This is a genomic window from Geobacillus sp. FSL W8-0026 (assembly GCF_037966255.1).
GTDB classification, from domain to species: domain Bacteria; phylum Bacillota; class Bacilli; order Bacillales; family Anoxybacillaceae; genus Geobacillus; species Geobacillus icigianus.
Genome location: NZ_CP150194.1, coordinates 1,139,454 through 1,154,402 on the forward strand (window position 1 = coordinate 1,139,454; position 14,949 = coordinate 1,154,402).

The 14,949-nt window shown below is 55.2% G+C and carries 14 protein-coding genes; 12 read left to right on the forward strand and 2 right to left on the reverse strand.

From position 1 onward, the window contains the following. Positions 1-32: 32 nt before the first annotated feature. Positions 33-167, reverse strand: coding sequence for a YqzM family protein (locus NST29_RS05745; RefSeq protein WP_011231993.1), 135 nt, complete (start codon positions 165-167; stop codon positions 33-35). 286 nt (positions 168-453) lie between these two features. Between NST29_RS05745 and holA the strand changes: the two genes are divergently transcribed. Beyond that, the gene (holA, locus tag NST29_RS05750; protein WP_033018907.1) at positions 454-1,494 is read left to right on the forward strand and encodes a DNA polymerase III subunit delta; all 1,041 of its coding nucleotides are present in this window, start codon (positions 454-456) and stop codon (positions 1,492-1,494) included. 51 nt (positions 1,495-1,545) lie between these two features. On the opposite strand, the gene rpsT is transcribed toward holA, so the two are convergent. Continuing rightward, positions 1,546-1,815, reverse strand: coding sequence for a 30S ribosomal protein S20 (gene rpsT, locus NST29_RS05755; protein ID WP_011231991.1), 270 nt, complete (start codon positions 1,813-1,815; stop codon positions 1,546-1,548). Between the two features lie 178 nt (positions 1,816-1,993). Between rpsT and gpr the strand changes: the two genes are divergently transcribed. The 11 genes from gpr to NST29_RS05810 all read left to right on the forward strand — a co-directional run bounded on the left by gpr (position 1,994) and on the right by NST29_RS05810 (position 14,890). Further along, a complete protein-coding gene (gene gpr, locus NST29_RS05760; protein WP_033018908.1) occupies positions 1,994-3,112 on the forward strand; it encodes a GPR endopeptidase in 1,119 nt (372 codons plus the stop codon). A gap of 73 nt (positions 3,113-3,185) precedes the next feature. Further along, positions 3,186-4,385, forward strand: coding sequence for a stage II sporulation protein P (locus tag NST29_RS05765; RefSeq protein ID WP_033018910.1), 1,200 nt, complete (start codon positions 3,186-3,188; stop codon positions 4,383-4,385). Positions 4,386-4,397: 12 nt separating this feature from the next. Beyond that, a complete protein-coding gene (locus NST29_RS05770) occupies positions 4,398-4,736 on the forward strand; it encodes a DUF3679 domain-containing protein (protein ID WP_033018911.1) in 339 nt (112 codons plus the stop codon). Positions 4,737-4,992: 256 nt separating this feature from the next. Next, positions 4,993-6,822, forward strand: coding sequence for a translation elongation factor 4 (lepA, locus tag NST29_RS05775; RefSeq protein ID WP_033018913.1), 1,830 nt, complete (start codon positions 4,993-4,995; stop codon positions 6,820-6,822). Positions 6,823-6,889: 67 nt separating this feature from the next. Continuing rightward, a complete protein-coding gene (gene hemW / locus NST29_RS05780; protein WP_033018914.1) occupies positions 6,890-8,029 on the forward strand; it encodes a radical SAM family heme chaperone HemW in 1,140 nt (379 codons plus the stop codon). A gap of 83 nt (positions 8,030-8,112) precedes the next feature. After that, on the forward strand, positions 8,113-9,147 hold the full coding sequence (hrcA, locus tag NST29_RS05785; RefSeq protein ID WP_033018915.1) for a heat-inducible transcriptional repressor HrcA: 1,035 nt from the start codon (positions 8,113-8,115) through the stop codon (positions 9,145-9,147). Positions 9,148-9,333: 186 nt separating this feature from the next. Continuing rightward, entirely contained in the window at positions 9,334-9,987 is a 654-nt protein-coding gene (gene grpE, locus NST29_RS05790) for a nucleotide exchange factor GrpE (protein ID WP_033018916.1), read from the forward strand. A gap of 23 nt (positions 9,988-10,010) precedes the next feature. After that, positions 10,011-11,816, forward strand: a complete 1,806-nt coding sequence (gene dnaK, locus NST29_RS05795; protein ID WP_033018917.1) for a molecular chaperone DnaK — start codon at positions 10,011-10,013, stop codon at positions 11,814-11,816. Between the two features lie 132 nt (positions 11,817-11,948). Beyond that, positions 11,949-13,112 (forward strand): molecular chaperone DnaJ, encoded by a 1,164-nt coding sequence (dnaJ, locus tag NST29_RS05800; RefSeq protein ID WP_033018918.1) that lies wholly within the window; start codon positions 11,949-11,951, stop codon positions 13,110-13,112. Between the two features lie 5 nt (positions 13,113-13,117). Beyond that, the gene (gene prmA, locus NST29_RS05805; protein WP_033018919.1) at positions 13,118-14,056 is read left to right on the forward strand and encodes a 50S ribosomal protein L11 methyltransferase; all 939 of its coding nucleotides are present in this window, start codon (positions 13,118-13,120) and stop codon (positions 14,054-14,056) included. Positions 14,057-14,137: 81 nt separating this feature from the next. Next, positions 14,138-14,890 (forward strand): 16S rRNA (uracil(1498)-N(3))-methyltransferase, encoded by a 753-nt coding sequence (locus NST29_RS05810; RefSeq protein ID WP_033018920.1) that lies wholly within the window; start codon positions 14,138-14,140, stop codon positions 14,888-14,890. Positions 14,891-14,949 lie beyond the last annotated feature (59 nt).

The following is a 14,949-nucleotide window of genomic DNA, read 5'->3' on the forward strand; positions in this document are numbered from 1 at the left end:
GAAAAAAAGGATTGCTGGAGAAAGCAATCCCTTTACCGGCCGAAAAATTCGATCAGCGTCGCGATGATGAACATGGTCGCGAAAAAGCCAAACGATACGATGAATCCAACGGCGGAATCGACAGCATCATTCCGCTGGCTTTGCACTTCCTTTTCGAAGACGTTCATCGCTTTTTCCCTCCTCTTTGCAATCATTATTTAGTATAGACGAAAACGCGGAAAAAATCTACCATCGCCCGCCCCGTTTCCTTCCTTGACAACAGTTGTCACAAATACTTTCCAACGCCCGGGAAAACATAAAAATAACCCGCTGGACGATAAGGTCCTAGGACTTATCAGCCGGCGTTTATATAAAGGGGAACCGGTTTTTTCCGACCGCCGGTTCCCTTGTAAAATGGCGAAAAACGGTGTATCTTTCTAGCAGGGAATCCTGCGATAGAATGGAGAAGGGAACATGTTGGAACGCGTATGGGGAAACATTGAAAAACGACGGTTTTCTCCCCTTTATTTATTATATGGCAGCGAGCCGTTTTTATTAACAGAAACGTATGAGCGGATCGTGAAGGCGGCGCTTGATGAAGGGGAGCGAGAGTGGAACTTCGCCGTGTATGACTGCGAGGAAACGCCGGTCGAGATGGCGCTCGAGGAGGCGGAAACGGTGCCGTTTTTCGGCGAGCGTCGCGTGGTCGTCGTGAAGCATCCGTATTTTTTTACGTCGGAAAAAGAGAAGGAGATCGAGCATAATTTGGCGAAGCTGGAGGCGTACGTCAACGCGCCGGCTCCGTTTTCGATCGTTATCTTTTTTGCCCCGTACGACAAGCTCGATGAGCGAAAAAAAATCACCAAGCTTGCCAAAGAGCGCTGCGAAGTCGTCGTTGCTTCCTCGCTGGGCGAGGCGGAACTGCGCGCTTGGGTGCGGCGGCGCATCGAGAGCGAAGGCCCGTCGATCAGCGAAGAGGCCATCGATGTCCTTTTGCGGCGGGCGGGGACGCAGCTTTCCGTGCTGGCGAACGAAACGGAAAAGTTGGCGCTGTTCGCCGGACCGGGCGGGGTGGTGGAAGCTGCCGCGGTGGAGCGGCTCGTCGCCCGCGCGCCGGAGGAGAACGTGTTTGTTCTCGTCGAGCAGGTGGCGAAGCGCGATATTCCCGGCGCCTTGCGGACGCTTGTCGATTTGCTTGGCCATCAAGAGGAGCCGATCAAAATGTTGGCGCTGCTCGCTTCCCATTTCCGCTTGCTGTCGCAAGTGAAATGGCTCGCGCAAACGGGGTATGGGCAGACGCAAATCGCCTCCGCGCTTAACGTTCATCCGTTTCGCGTCAAGCTCGCCCTTGCTCAAGCGGCGCGGTTTTCCGAGCAAGAGCTTGTCGAAGCGATCAATGATCTGGCCGATGTCGATCATCAGGTGAAAAGCGGGGCGATGGATCGCCGGCTGGCGCTCGAGCTTTTGCTGATGCGATGGGGCGCCCGGCCGGAAGAGGAACGCAGCCGGCGATGAGAGCGGGCGAGAGCGTTATAAAAAAACGACCTGGCGCCAGGTCGTTTTTCATTAGGAAGCTTGGATGCTGTTTAATTTTTTCGCTAAGCGCGATTTTTGCCGGCTGGCGGCGTTTTTATGGATAAGGCCTTTGCTTGCGGCTTTGTCTAATTTTTTCGACGCGATAATGAACGCTTCGCGCGCTTTTTCCACGTCTTTCAGTTCGACGAGCGCCTCAAACTTTTTAATGGCGGTGCGCATCGCCGATTTCATCGAAGCGTTGTGTGCGCGGCGTTTTTCGCTCGTTTTTGCCCGTTTGATTGCCGATTTGATGTTAGCCACATCCATTCACCTCCGTTACGATGCGAATTTTTGCTGTGAACAGCAGGAAGAACAAATGTTATTCTATCAAACGCCTGTTGATTATGCAAGAGTGTGCAAGCAAAAATCCTTTACGAAATGTGAATGACGTTGCCTCATTGCGGTGACAATAAAAGAAAACGGCATGAGGAGGAACGCCATGGAACAGCCGCTCGATTTACGTCCGTATTCCGTGCGCACCGATTTGGCCATTGAAGCGCATGAGATTGCTGTGGAGGAGCGCCTGCAGCAAAAAAAAGAAAGCGGGGCCCCGATCGAAGGGGTCATCATCCGCGACCAAGAGATCGATGGCATCAAACTGTCACATGTGCATGTCACCGAGCAAGGAGCGGCTTCAATCGGAAAAAAGCCGGGCCATTATGTGACGATTGAAGCGCAAGGAATCCGCGAGCAAAACAAAGAGCTGCAGCAAAGCGTGCAGCGCGTATTCTCCGAGCAGCTCAGCGCCTTTTTGAAGCGGCTTCGCATTCCGGATGAGGCCAGCTGCCTGATCGTTGGGCTTGGCAACCAAAACGTCACCCCCGATGCGCTCGGGCCGCTGACGGTGGAAAACGTGCTGGTGACCCGCCATTTGTTCCAGTTGCAGCCGGAAAGCGTCGCCGAAGGGTTCCGGCCGGTCAGCGCCCTCGCCCCGGGAGTGATGGGGACAACGGGGATTGAAACGAGCGATATCATCGACGGGGTCGTCCAAAAAACGAAGCCGGATTTTGTCATTGTCATTGACGCCTTGGCCGCCCGTTCGATTGAGCGCGTCAACGCAACGATTCAAATTTCCGACACCGGCATTCATCCTGGTTCCGGAGTCGGCAACAAGCGCAAAGAGCTGAGCCGCGAGACGCTCGGCATCCCGGTCATTTCGATCGGCGTCCCGACCGTTGTCGATGCCGTCTCGATCACAAGCGACACGATTGACTTTATTTTGAAACATTTCGGCCGCGAAATGCGCCAAGGTCAGCGGCCTTCAAGCGCTCTCGCCCCGGCCGGCTGGACGTTCGGGCGCAAAAAGAAGCTGACGGAACAAGATATGCCGTCGCCGCAAGAACGGTCGACGTTTCTCGGCATGGTTGGCACGCTCGGCGATGAGGAAAAGCGGCGCTTGATTTATGAAGTGCTCGCCCCGCTCGGCCATAATTTGATGGTGACGCCAAAGGAAGTCGATTCGTTTATCAGCGATATGGCGAACGTATTGGCCGGCGGTTTGAACAGAGCGCTGCATCGGCAAGTGAATCAAGACAACGTCGGTTCTTACACGCAGTAGGAAAAAGCGGTTCTATCTTTCCCTGCTTGGCCATAGGTTAAAGTGAGGAGACAAGCCGGGAAAGGGTGGAAGTATGAAACGATGGCGCCCGCCACATGTGATGATCGCTGTTCCAGGAGCTAGCTTAAAAAAGTTGTTGATGCTCGTCGTTGTAGGATGCATGATGATGGTGATGCTCATCGGGGCGCTCACGTCGCTGCGGCCGGAATATCGTCCGTCATCCTCGTCCATTAACGATATGGCGGCCCATTTTCCACAAGAGGCGTTCGTCCGCTTGTTTGCGTTGGAAAACGGGTATTTTGCCCAACTGCTGCCGAAAGAGCGGCAGCGGACAAACTATTCGTCGCTGCTGTTTCGCCTAGCGACGAGCATCAATCCTGATGATCCGCGCAGTTTGCTAGGCAGCGAGCTGCCGGGCTTTGCACTGTATGACAGCAAAATTTTAATCGCCGGCGAAGGGACGGATTATACGAACATTCCGTATGAATCGGCGCCTCCGCTTGAGGTGATGCTGGCGGAACGGCAGGCATCGGTCGAAGAGCTTGAACAAGCCGAGCAGACGGAGGATGAAAAGCCGTTGCCGCCGCCAAGGCAGACGACTGAGGGCAGAAAAGTCGTTTACATTTATCACACTCATACGCGCGAGTCGTATTTGCCGGCTTTAAAAGGGGTGACCGACCCGAATTTGGCGTTTCACCGGAGCGTCAATGTCACGAAAGTCGGCGAGAAACTGATGGAAGAGTTGGAGAAGCGGGGCATCGGCGCGCAAGTGAACAAAACCGACATCGAAGCGGAGCTGCTGAAAAAAGGGATGAACTACAGCCAAGCCTATGACATGTCGCGGCAAACGGTCGTCGCGGCGATGAAACAAAACCGCGATTTGCAATATTTGATCGACATTCACCGCGATGCCCACCGGCGCAACTATACGACGACGACGATCAACGGCGCTACGTATGCCCGGGTGGCGTTTATTGTCGGCGGCGAGAACGCCGAATATGAGAAAAATTTGCAGCTGGCTACGGAATTGCACCATTTGATGCAAAAGAAATATCCGGGGCTGAGCCGCGGGGTGATCAAGAAGCAAGGGGCTGGCACCGATGGCAAATTCAATCAAGATTTATCGGGCAACGCGATATTGATTGAAATCGGTGGCGTTGACAATACGTTTGCCGAACTGTTCCGCTCGGCTGCTGCGTTTGCCGATGTGTTTAGCGAGTATTATTGGCAGGCCGAGAAAGTTCAAGCGCCGACCCCGCCCGAGAAAAAGTAAAGGGGTGTTGCTATGGCGAAATGGCTGATTCAATTTGGATTGATGCTGTTTCTATTGTTTTTTGGCGTGCTGTTTGGCATGCAGCAGGCGCACAACGGAATGGAGCGGATGCGCGGCTACGCGGATCCAGCATTTCCGTCCGTCGTTGAAATGAAGCGAAACGACAGCGGAGAGGTGGAGGCGGCGGTGTTTGGTGAGACCGTCACCGCGGCCGATTGGCAAAAAAAGCAGGAAACGATGCGCGAGTTGACATCGTTCAACGTTTTTTCCGAGCTTGGTCGTCGACTCGCTGACGCCGCCACCGCGCTCATGAACACGCTTCTTTCCCTCATCGGCCGGGTATTGGAGTAACTCGGCCGGTTGGTTGTATCATCCGTCAAGGCATTCGCTCAAGCTTGGCGGATTTTTTGTTGCCGTCACGGCGATGAGGCCTCATTTCCGGTGCGCCGCTGATCGGCGTGATGGCCCAAACGGAGAACGAAGCAAAAAAGCAAGGCTAGGGAGAAAGCATCTCAAGCGGTCCGCGCAGTTCACCATTGAATCTTCTTGACGCTGTTGCTATAATCAAAGCTAGTGCAGTTTTGCGAAGAAGCAGGAGTGAGAGACAATGAACCGGGAAGAACGGTTGAAGCGGCAAGAACGGATTCGCAATTTTTCGATTATCGCCCATATCGACCACGGAAAATCGACGCTGGCCGACCGCATTTTAGAGAAAACCGGCGCGCTGTCAGAGCGCGAACTGCGCGAGCAGACGCTCGATATGATGGATCTTGAGCGCGAACGCGGCATCACGATTAAATTGAACGCGGTGCAGTTGACATACAAAGCGAAAAATGGCGAAGAGTATATTTTCCATTTGATCGACACGCCGGGCCACGTCGATTTTACGTACGAAGTATCGCGCAGTTTGGCTGCTTGTGAAGGGGCGATTTTAGTCGTCGATGCGGCGCAAGGCATCGAAGCGCAGACGCTCGCCAACGTGTACTTGGCGATTGACAATAATTTGGAGATTTTGCCTGTGATCAATAAAATCGATTTGCCAAGCGCCGAACCGGAGCGGGTGCGCCAAGAAATTGAGGATGTGATCGGCCTTGACGCCTCTGATGCCGTGCTTGCGTCGGCCAAAGTCGGCATCGGCATCGAGGAGATTTTAGAAAAGATCGTCGCGAAAATTCCGGCTCCTTCGGGCGATCCGGATGCGCCGCTGAAGGCGCTCATCTTTGATTCGCTTTATGACCCGTATCGCGGCGTCGTCGCTTACGTCCGCATCGTTGACGGAACGGTGAAGCCAGGCCAGCGCATCAAAATGATGTCGACCGGCAAAGAATTTGAAGTGACGGAAGTCGGCGTGTTCACCCCGAAGCAAAAAGTTGTCAACGAATTGACGGTCGGTGATGTCGGCTATTTGACCGCCTCCATTAAAAACGTGAAAGACACGCGCGTCGGGGATACGATCACCGATGCCGAACGGCCGGCGGCCGAGCCGCTCCCCGGCTACCGGAAGCTCAACCCGATGGTGTTTTGCGGCATGTACCCGATCGATACGGCGCGCTACAACGATTTGCGCGAGGCGCTTGAGAAGCTGCAGCTCAACGATGCGGCGCTCCAGTTTGAGCCGGAGACGTCGCAGGCGCTTGGGTTTGGCTTCCGCTGCGGATTTCTCGGCTTGCTTCATATGGAAATCATCCAAGAGCGGCTCGAGCGCGAATTTCATATCGATTTGATCACGACCGCGCCGAGCGTCGTTTACAAGGTGCATTTGACCGATGGAACCGAAGTTAACGTCGACAACCCGACGAACATGCCCGATCCGCAAAAAATCGACCGCATTGAAGAGCCGTACGTGAAAGCGACGATCATGGTGCCGAACGACTACGTGGGGCCGGTCATGGAGCTGTGTCAAGGGAAGCGGGGCACGTTTGTCGATATGCAATATTTGGATGAAAAGCGCGTCATGCTCATTTACGATATTCCGCTTTCTGAAATTGTCTACGACTTTTTCGATGCCTTAAAATCGAACACGAAAGGGTACGCGTCGTTCGACTATGAGTTGATCGGCTATCGGCCGTCCAACCTCGTCAAGATGGATATTTTGCTTAACGGCGAAAAAATCGATGCGTTGTCGTTTATCGTCCATCGCGATTCCGCCTATGAGCGCGGCAAAGTGATCGTGGAAAAGCTGAAAGATTTGATTCCGCGCCAGCAGTTTGAAGTGCCGGTGCAAGCGGCGATCGGCAACAAAATCATCGCCCGTTCGACGATCAAGGCGCTGCGCAAAAACGTGCTCGCCAAATGTTACGGGGGCGACGTATCGCGGAAGCGGAAGCTGCTTGAGAAACAAAAAGAAGGAAAGAAGCGGATGAAACAAATCGGATCGGTCGAAGTGCCGCAGGAAGCGTTTATGGCCGTTTTGAAAATCGATGACCAGAAAAAATAAGCGGACAAGGCTGTCTCCTTGGGGGATAGCCTTGTTTCGTTCGCGCTGTTGGAAAGGAGGAGCACGATTGGCCATTTCCGCCTATTTTCACATCCCTTTTTGTGCCCATATTTGTCATTATTGCGACTTTAACAAAGTGTTCGCCGCCGGCCAACCGATCGACGATTACTTGCGGGCGATGGACAAGGAAATGGCGTGGACGGCCGCTGAGTTTGGCCGCCGGCTCCAAACGCTGTTTATCGGCGGCGGCACGCCGACGGTGCTTGAACCGGCGCAGCTCGGCCGCCTGTTTGAAAGCATTCACCGCCATTTTCAGTTTGACCGATCAACAGCCGAGTTCACCGTCGAAGCGAATCCGGACGGATTGACGAGCGAAAAGCTCGCCATTTTGCGCGCTGCCGGCGTCAATCGCCTCAGCATCGGAGTGCAGACGTTTGATCCCGAGCTGCTTTGTGCCATCGGCCGGACGCATCGGCGTGAAGATGTCGTTCGGGCGGTGGAGATGGCACGAGAAGCTGGGTTTGTCAATATTAGCGTCGATTTGATGTACGGATTGCCGGGACAAACGTTGGCGCTGTTTTTGGCCGACCTCGAGGCAGCGCTGTCGCTCGAAGTCGCTCATCTGTCCGTCTATTCTTTGATGGTTGAACCGAAAACGATGTTTTACAACGAGTGGCGGAAGGGGCGCCTTCGCCTTCCCGGCGAAGAAGCGGAAGCGGAAATGTACGAAGCGGCCATGGATCGCCTGCCGGCCGGCGGCTACCGGCAATACGAAATCAGCAACTATGCTTTGCCGGGGCGGGAAAGCCGGCACAACTTGACCTACTGGAACAACGAGGAGTACTACGGCATCGGCGCCGGGGCGCACAGCTATATCGACGGTGTGCGGCGTGAGAACATCGGCCCGGTTCGGCATTACATCGCCGCCATCGAGCGCGGCGAATGGCCGCATCGCGCTGTGCGCCGCCTCACCGTCCGCGAACAGATGGAAGAGGAACTTTTTTTAGGGCTGCGCAAGACGGAAGGGGTATCCAAGGCCCGCTTCCGGCAAAAGTTTGGGTGCGAGATGGACGATGTGTTTGGTGCCGCGATTCGCCGCGAGCTCGCATGCGGACGTCTTGAGGAGACGAACGGTCACCTCCGCCTGACCAAGCGCGGCCGCTTGCTCGGCAATGAGGTGTTCGCCGCGTTCCTCGGCGAGATGTAAACATTGACATTTGCTCGCTGATTTGCTACCCTAATAGTAGATTTAGCACTCAAATTGTTTGAGTGCTAACAGAGGTGAGACACTTGCTAACGGACCGCCAACTGTTGATTTTGCAGGTGATTATCGACGATTTCATTCGTTCAGGGCAGCCTGTCGGTTCGCGGACGTTATCGAAAAAGCATCAGATTGCGTTCAGCTCAGCGACGATCCGCAATGAGATGGCGGATTTGGAAGAGCTTGGTTACATCGAAAAAACGCACGTTTCGTCCGGCCGCGTGCCGTCGGAAAAAGGATACCGATACTATGTCGACCATCTGCTGCCGCCGCAGCGGCTGACGCGGGCGGACTTGCAAAAAATCCGCTCCGTGTTCGCTGAGCGCATCTGCGAGCTAGAGAAATTGATGCAAAAGTCGGCACAGATTTTGTCCGATTTGACGAATTATACATCGATCGCTCTTGGCCCGGCGTTTAAAGAAAGCAAGCTGAAGCGGATGCAAATCGTCCCGCTCAATGAACAGACGGCGGTGGCCATCATCGTGACGGACACCGGCCATGTCGAAAACCGGGTCGTGACGATTCCGTCATCCATGGATGCGGGCGATCTCGAAAAAATGATCAACATTTTCAACGAGCGCTTAAACGGCGTCCCGCTCGTCGATTTGAAAGAGAAAATGGAGACGGAAGTGGCCGACGTCCTGCGCCGGCACATCCGCAACTACGACAGCGTGCTGAACACGCTCGTTGAGACGATCGATGTTCCCGAAGACGAAAAAGTGTTTTTCGCCGGCAAGGCGAACATGCTCAACCAGCCGGAGTTCAGCGACATTCAAAAAGTGCGCCCGCTTCTGAACATCATTGAGCAAGAAAAAGACATTTACCGTCTGCTCCGCAAGCAAAACCAAAAAGGGGTGCGGGTGTCGATCGGACACGAAAACGAGCTGCGCGGCATGGAAAACTGCAGTTTGATTACGGCGACGTACACGGTCGGCGATGAGCCGCTTGGAGCGATTGCGATTTTAGGGCCGACGCGCATGGAATATTCGCGCGTCATCACGGTCTTAAACCGCGTCGCCTCCGATTTGTCGGCCGCGCTGACGAAATGGTATCAAAGCCAATAAGAATGGCCATATTGGATAACGGATGGATCGCGCATCCATCCTTTCCTTGTGGCCATTGATACATAAACAAGGAAGGGCCCGGGGGGACGGCAAACGGTTGATCAAGACGCTAGGAGCGACCATCGAGAGACGGATTCGCTTTTGCCTAACATCCGGCAAGGGGCCCGGGCAGGGAGGTGAAAATCGATGGAACAAGGAGAAAAACAAGCCATGGAACAAGCTACATACGCTGAACCGGAGCGGGAGAGAGCGGGTGAGGAAGAATCCGCCGCGCCGCTTGGCGGAGAATCGAACGCTGCTTTGCATGAGGAAGAAAGCGAACAAGCCGATCGGGAGGAAGCGGCGGAACCGATGGAAACGGCGCCAACAGCCGAAGAGCTGGCAGCGGCCAAGGCGCAGATCGCTGAATTGGAAGCGAAATTGGCCGAGATGGAAAACCGGTATCTCCGCCTGTACGCCGATTTCGAAAACTTCCGCCGTCGGACGCGCCAAGAGATGGAAGCGGCGGAAAAATACCGCGCGCAAAGTTTGGCCAATGATTTGCTTCCGGTTCTCGACAACTTTGAACGCGCCTTGAACATTGAGGCGGACAGCGAACAGGCGAAGTCGATTTTGCAAGGGATGGAAATGGTGTACCGGTCGCTTGTCGATGCCTTGAAGAAAGAAGGGGTTGAGGCGATCGAGGCGGTCGGCAAGCCGTTCGATCCCCATTGGCATCAAGCGGTCATGCAAGCGGAAGCCGAGGGGTATGAGCCGAACACGGTCGTGGAAGAGCTGCAAAAAGGCTACCGGCTGAAAGACCGCGTGCTGCGCCCCGCCATGGTCAAAGTGAGTCAGTAAACGGAAACGGAGGGTGATAGGCGATGAGCAAAATTATCGGTATCGACTTAGGAACGACGAACTCTTGCGTCGCCGTGTTGGAAGGCGGCGAAGCGAAAGTCATTCCGAACCCGGAAGGAAACCGCACGACCCCATCGGTCGTGGCGTTTAAAAACGGCGAGCGCCTCGTCGGCGAAGTCGCCAAACGGCAAGCGATCACGAACCCGAACACGATCATCTCGATCAAGCGCCATATGGGCACCGATTACAAAGTCGAAATTGAAGGAAAGCAATATACACCGCAAGAAATTTCAGCGATCATTTTGCAATACTTGAAATCGTACGCCGAAGACTATTTAGGTGAGCCGGTGACGCGCGCCGTCATCACCGTGCCGGCCTATTTCAACGATGCCCAACGCCAAGCGACGAAAGACGCTGGCCGCATCGCCGGCTTGCAAGTCGAACGCATCATCAACGAGCCGACGGCGGCGGCGCTCGCTTACGGTTTAGATAAAGAAGAAGACCAAACGATTCTCGTCTACGACTTGGGCGGCGGGACGTTTGACGTCTCGATTTTGGAGCTTGGCGACGGCGTGTTTGAAGTGAAGGCGACCGCCGGCGACAACCATTTGGGCGGCGACGACTTTGACCAAGTGATCATCGATTATTTGGTCAATCAGTTCAAGCAAGAGCACGGCATCGATTTGTCCAAAGACAAAATGGCGCTCCAGCGCTTAAAAGATGCGGCGGAAAAAGCGAAAAAAGAGCTGTCCGGCGTGACGCAGACGCAAATTTCGCTGCCGTTTATCAGCGCGAACGAAAACGGCCCGCTCCATCTTGAGACGACGCTCACCCGCGCCAAGTTTGAAGAATTGTCGGCCCACCTCGTCGAGCGGACGATGGGACCGGTCCGCCAAGCGTTGCAAGACGCCGGTTTGACGCCAGCCGACATCGACAAAATCATTTTGGTCGGCGGTTCGACGCGCATTCCGGCCGTGCAAGAAGCGATCAAGCGCGAACTCGGCAAAGAGCCGCACAAAGGCGTCAACCCGGATGAAGTCGTGGCGATCGGCGCGGCGATCCAAGGCGGCGTCATCGCCGGCGAGGTCAAAGATGTCGTCCTGCTTGACGTCACCCCGCTGTCGCTCGGCATTGAAACGATGGGCGGCGTGTTTACGAAATTGATCGAGCGGAATACGACGATTCCGACGAGCAAATCGCAAGTGTTTACAACCGCGGCCGACAACCAGACGACCGTTGACATTCACGTCTTGCAAGGGGAGCGTCCGATGGCGGCCGACAACAAAACGCTGGGCCGCTTCCAGCTGACCGGCATCCCGCCGGCGCCGCGCGGCGTGCCGCAAATTGAAGTCACGTTCGATATCGACGCCAACGGCATCGTTCACGTGCGCGCCAAAGATTTAGGAACGAACAAAGAGCAATCGATTACGATCAAATCGTCGTCCGGTTTGTCGGAAGAGGAAATTCAGCGCATGATTAAAGAAGCGGAAGAAAACGCCGAAGCCGACCGGAAGCGGAAAGAAGCGGCCGAGCTGCGCAACGAGGCCGACCAGCTCCTTTTCATGACTGACAAAACGTTAAAAGAAGTCGAAGGAAAAGTGAGCGCCGATGACATCAAGAAAGCCGAAGCGGCGAAGGAAGCGTTGAAGGCGGCGCTCGAGAAAAACGATCTCGATGACATTCGCAAGAAAAAAGAAGCGCTGCAAGAAGCGGTGCAGCAGCTGTCGATCAAACTGTATGAGCAGGCGGCGAAACAGGCGCAAACGGGCGCGGCCAACCAAGACAACGTCGTGGATGCGGAGTTTAAAGAAGTCAATGACGATAAATAAGGGAAAAAGAAAAAGTCAAAGTCAGGCCTGCCTTGGCTTTGACTTTTTTTCTAGCATTCACATATTGCCATAAAGCAAAGGAAAATGATAAAATAACCTTTATGTGAATGAATCGGGAGTGGATGATCAACGATGGCGAAGCGCGACTATTACGAGATTCTCGGCGTCAGCAAAAACGCGACGAAAGACGAGATCAAAAAAGCGTACCGGAAGCTTTCGAAACAGTATCATCCAGACATTAACAAAGCGCCGGACGCCGCCGAGAAGTTCAAGGAGATCAAAGAGGCGTACGAAGTGCTGAGCGATGATGAAAAGCGGGCCCGCTACGACCAATTCGGGCATGTCGATCCGAACGAAACGTTTGGCGGCGGATTTCAAGGCGGCTTTGATTTCGGCGGTTTTAGCGGCTTTGGCGGCTTTGAAGATATTTTTGAGACGTTTTTCGGCGCCGGTCCGCGCCGGCGGGCGAGCGGGCCGCGCCGGCGGGCGAGCGGGCCGCGCAAAGGAGCCGACCTCGAATATATGATGACGCTCACGTTTGAGGAAGCGGCGTTCGGAAAAGAAACGGAAATCGAAGTTCCCCGAGAAGAGGAGTGCGACACGTGCCGCGGCAGCGGGGCAAAACCGGGCACAAGCCCGCAATCGTGCCCGCACTGCCACGGCAGCGGGCAAGTGACAAGCGAACAAGCAACGCCGTTTGGCCGCATCGTCAACCGCCGGACGTGCCCGGTCTGCGCCGGCACGGGCCGCTACATTCCGGAAAAATGCCCAACGTGCGGGGGCACGGGGCGCGTGAAACGGCGGAAAAAAATTCACGTCAAAATTCCGGCCGGTGTCGACGACGGACAGCAGCTGCGCGTCGCCGGTCAAGGGGAACCGGGGATCAACGGCGGGCCGCCGGGGGATTTGTACATCGTCTTCCATGTCGAACCGCATGAGTTTTTTAAGCGCGACGGCGACGATATTTATTGCGAGGTGCCGCTGTCGTTCGCCCAAGCGGCGCTTGGCGATGAAATGGAAGTGCCGACGCTTCATGGCCCCGTTAAGCTGAAAATCCCAGCCGGCACGCAAACGGGCACGCGCTTTCGCTTGAAGGGAAAAGGGGTGCCGAACGTGCGCGGCTACGGCCAAGGCGACCAGCACGTCATCGTCCGCGTTGTGACGCCGACGCGGTTGACGGAAAAGCAAAAACAGCTGTTGCGCGAGTTTGATCGGCTCGGTGGAGAGACGATGCATGACGGGCCGCATACCCGTTTTTTTGAAAAAGTCAAAAAGGCGTTCAAAGGAGAAGCGTAAGCGCGATGAAATGGTCAGAAATCAGCATCCATACGACGCACGAAGCGGTCGAAGCGATTTCGAACATTTTGCATGAAGCCGGCGCCGGCGGCGTGGTCATTGAGGACTCGTACGACCTTGTCAAAGACCGCGACGATTGGTACGGAGAGATCGTCGAGCTCAATCCCGACGATTATCCGGAAGAAGGGGTCATCATTAAGGCATATTTGCCGGTCAACAGCTTTCTTGGCGAAACGGTGGAACAAATTAAGCAGGCGATTAACAATTTATGGCTATACGATATTGACCTTGGCAAAAATAAAATTACGTTGAGCGAAGTGAATGAGGAAGAATGGGCGACGGCGTGGAAAAAGCATTACCACCCGGTCAAAGTATCGGAAAAGTTTACGGTCGTGCCAACGTGGGAGACGTATGAACCGGCTTCCGACGACGAGCTGATCATCGAAATGGACCCGGGCATGGCGTTTGGCACCGGCACGCACCCGACGACGGTCATGTGCCTGCAGGCGCTTGAAAAATACGTGCGCCCTGGCGACGAGGTCATTGATGTTGGCACCGGCTCCGGCATTTTAAGCATCGCCGCGGCGATGCTCGGCGCCCGGTCGGTGCGGGCGCTCGATTTGGATCCGGTGGCGGTCGACAGCGCGCGGCTGAACGTGAAGCTCAATAAGGTGCAGCATATCGTAACGGTCTCACAAAACAATTTGCTTGACCATATCGAGGAACCGGCTGACGTGATCGTCGCCAACATTTTGGCGGAAATCATTTTGCGCTTTGCCGGCGACGCCTACCGGCTGTTGAAGCCGGGCGGCCGCTTGATCGTCTCGGGCATCATTCAGGCGAAAAAACAAGAGGTCCAAAACGAATTGCTCGCTTTAGGATTTGCGATCGCCGATACGAAGGTGATGGAAGATTGGGTGGCGTTGGTCGCCGCGAAACCGTAAGCAAACAGGAGGCGGCCTTCGACGAAACCGTTTTGTTGCGATCGTTGTTTCACGAAACCGTAAGCAAAGAAGGGATGTCGGTTGCAGCGCTATTTCGTTTCCGAACAGGCACGGCGCGGGGAAATCGTCGCGATCAGCGGCGATGACGCCCATCATATCGCTCGCGTCATGCGCATGAAACCGGGCGCGGCGATTGCCTGCGTGTTTCCGGACGGGCGCACGGCGGTTTGCCAAATTGAACAAATTGCCAATGAGCAAGTGCAAGCCCGTATTGTACAATGGAAAGAGGAGCGGCGTGAACTGCCGGTGCGCATTTATATCGCGCAAGGGCTGCCGAAAGGGGACAAATGGGAGCTTGTCATCCAAAAAGGGACGGAGCTCGGGGCGGCCGGTTTTTTGCCGTTTGCTGCCGCTCGTTCGCTCGTCAAATGGGAGGACAAAAAAGCGGAGAAAAAGGTGGAGCGGTGGAAAAAAATCGCCAAAGAGGCGGCTGAACAGGCCGAGCGAACCGTGGTGCCGGACGTGCGGGCGCCGCTTTCGTTGGCCGAGCTCGTTGCGTTTGGCGAAACGGTTGACGTTCGGCTGTTCGCTTATGAGGAGGAAGCGCGCCGAGGGCGGCACGCTTCGCTCCCGGCCCTTTTGACCGACCTAGCGCCCGGAGGCTCGCTTTTGGCCGTCTTTGGGCCGGAGGGAGGATTCAGCGCGGAAGAAGCGGAACGACTCGAACAGCACGGCTTTTTGCCGTGCAGCCTCGGGCCGCGCATTTTGCGGACGGAGACGGCGCCACTTTATTTGCTTGCCGCTGCTTCCTATGAGTGGGAGCTGCGAAGGTAGCCTGCGGATAAGCGATCCGCGGACGACCGAAATCCCCCCTGCGACCGAGCGGGGGAATA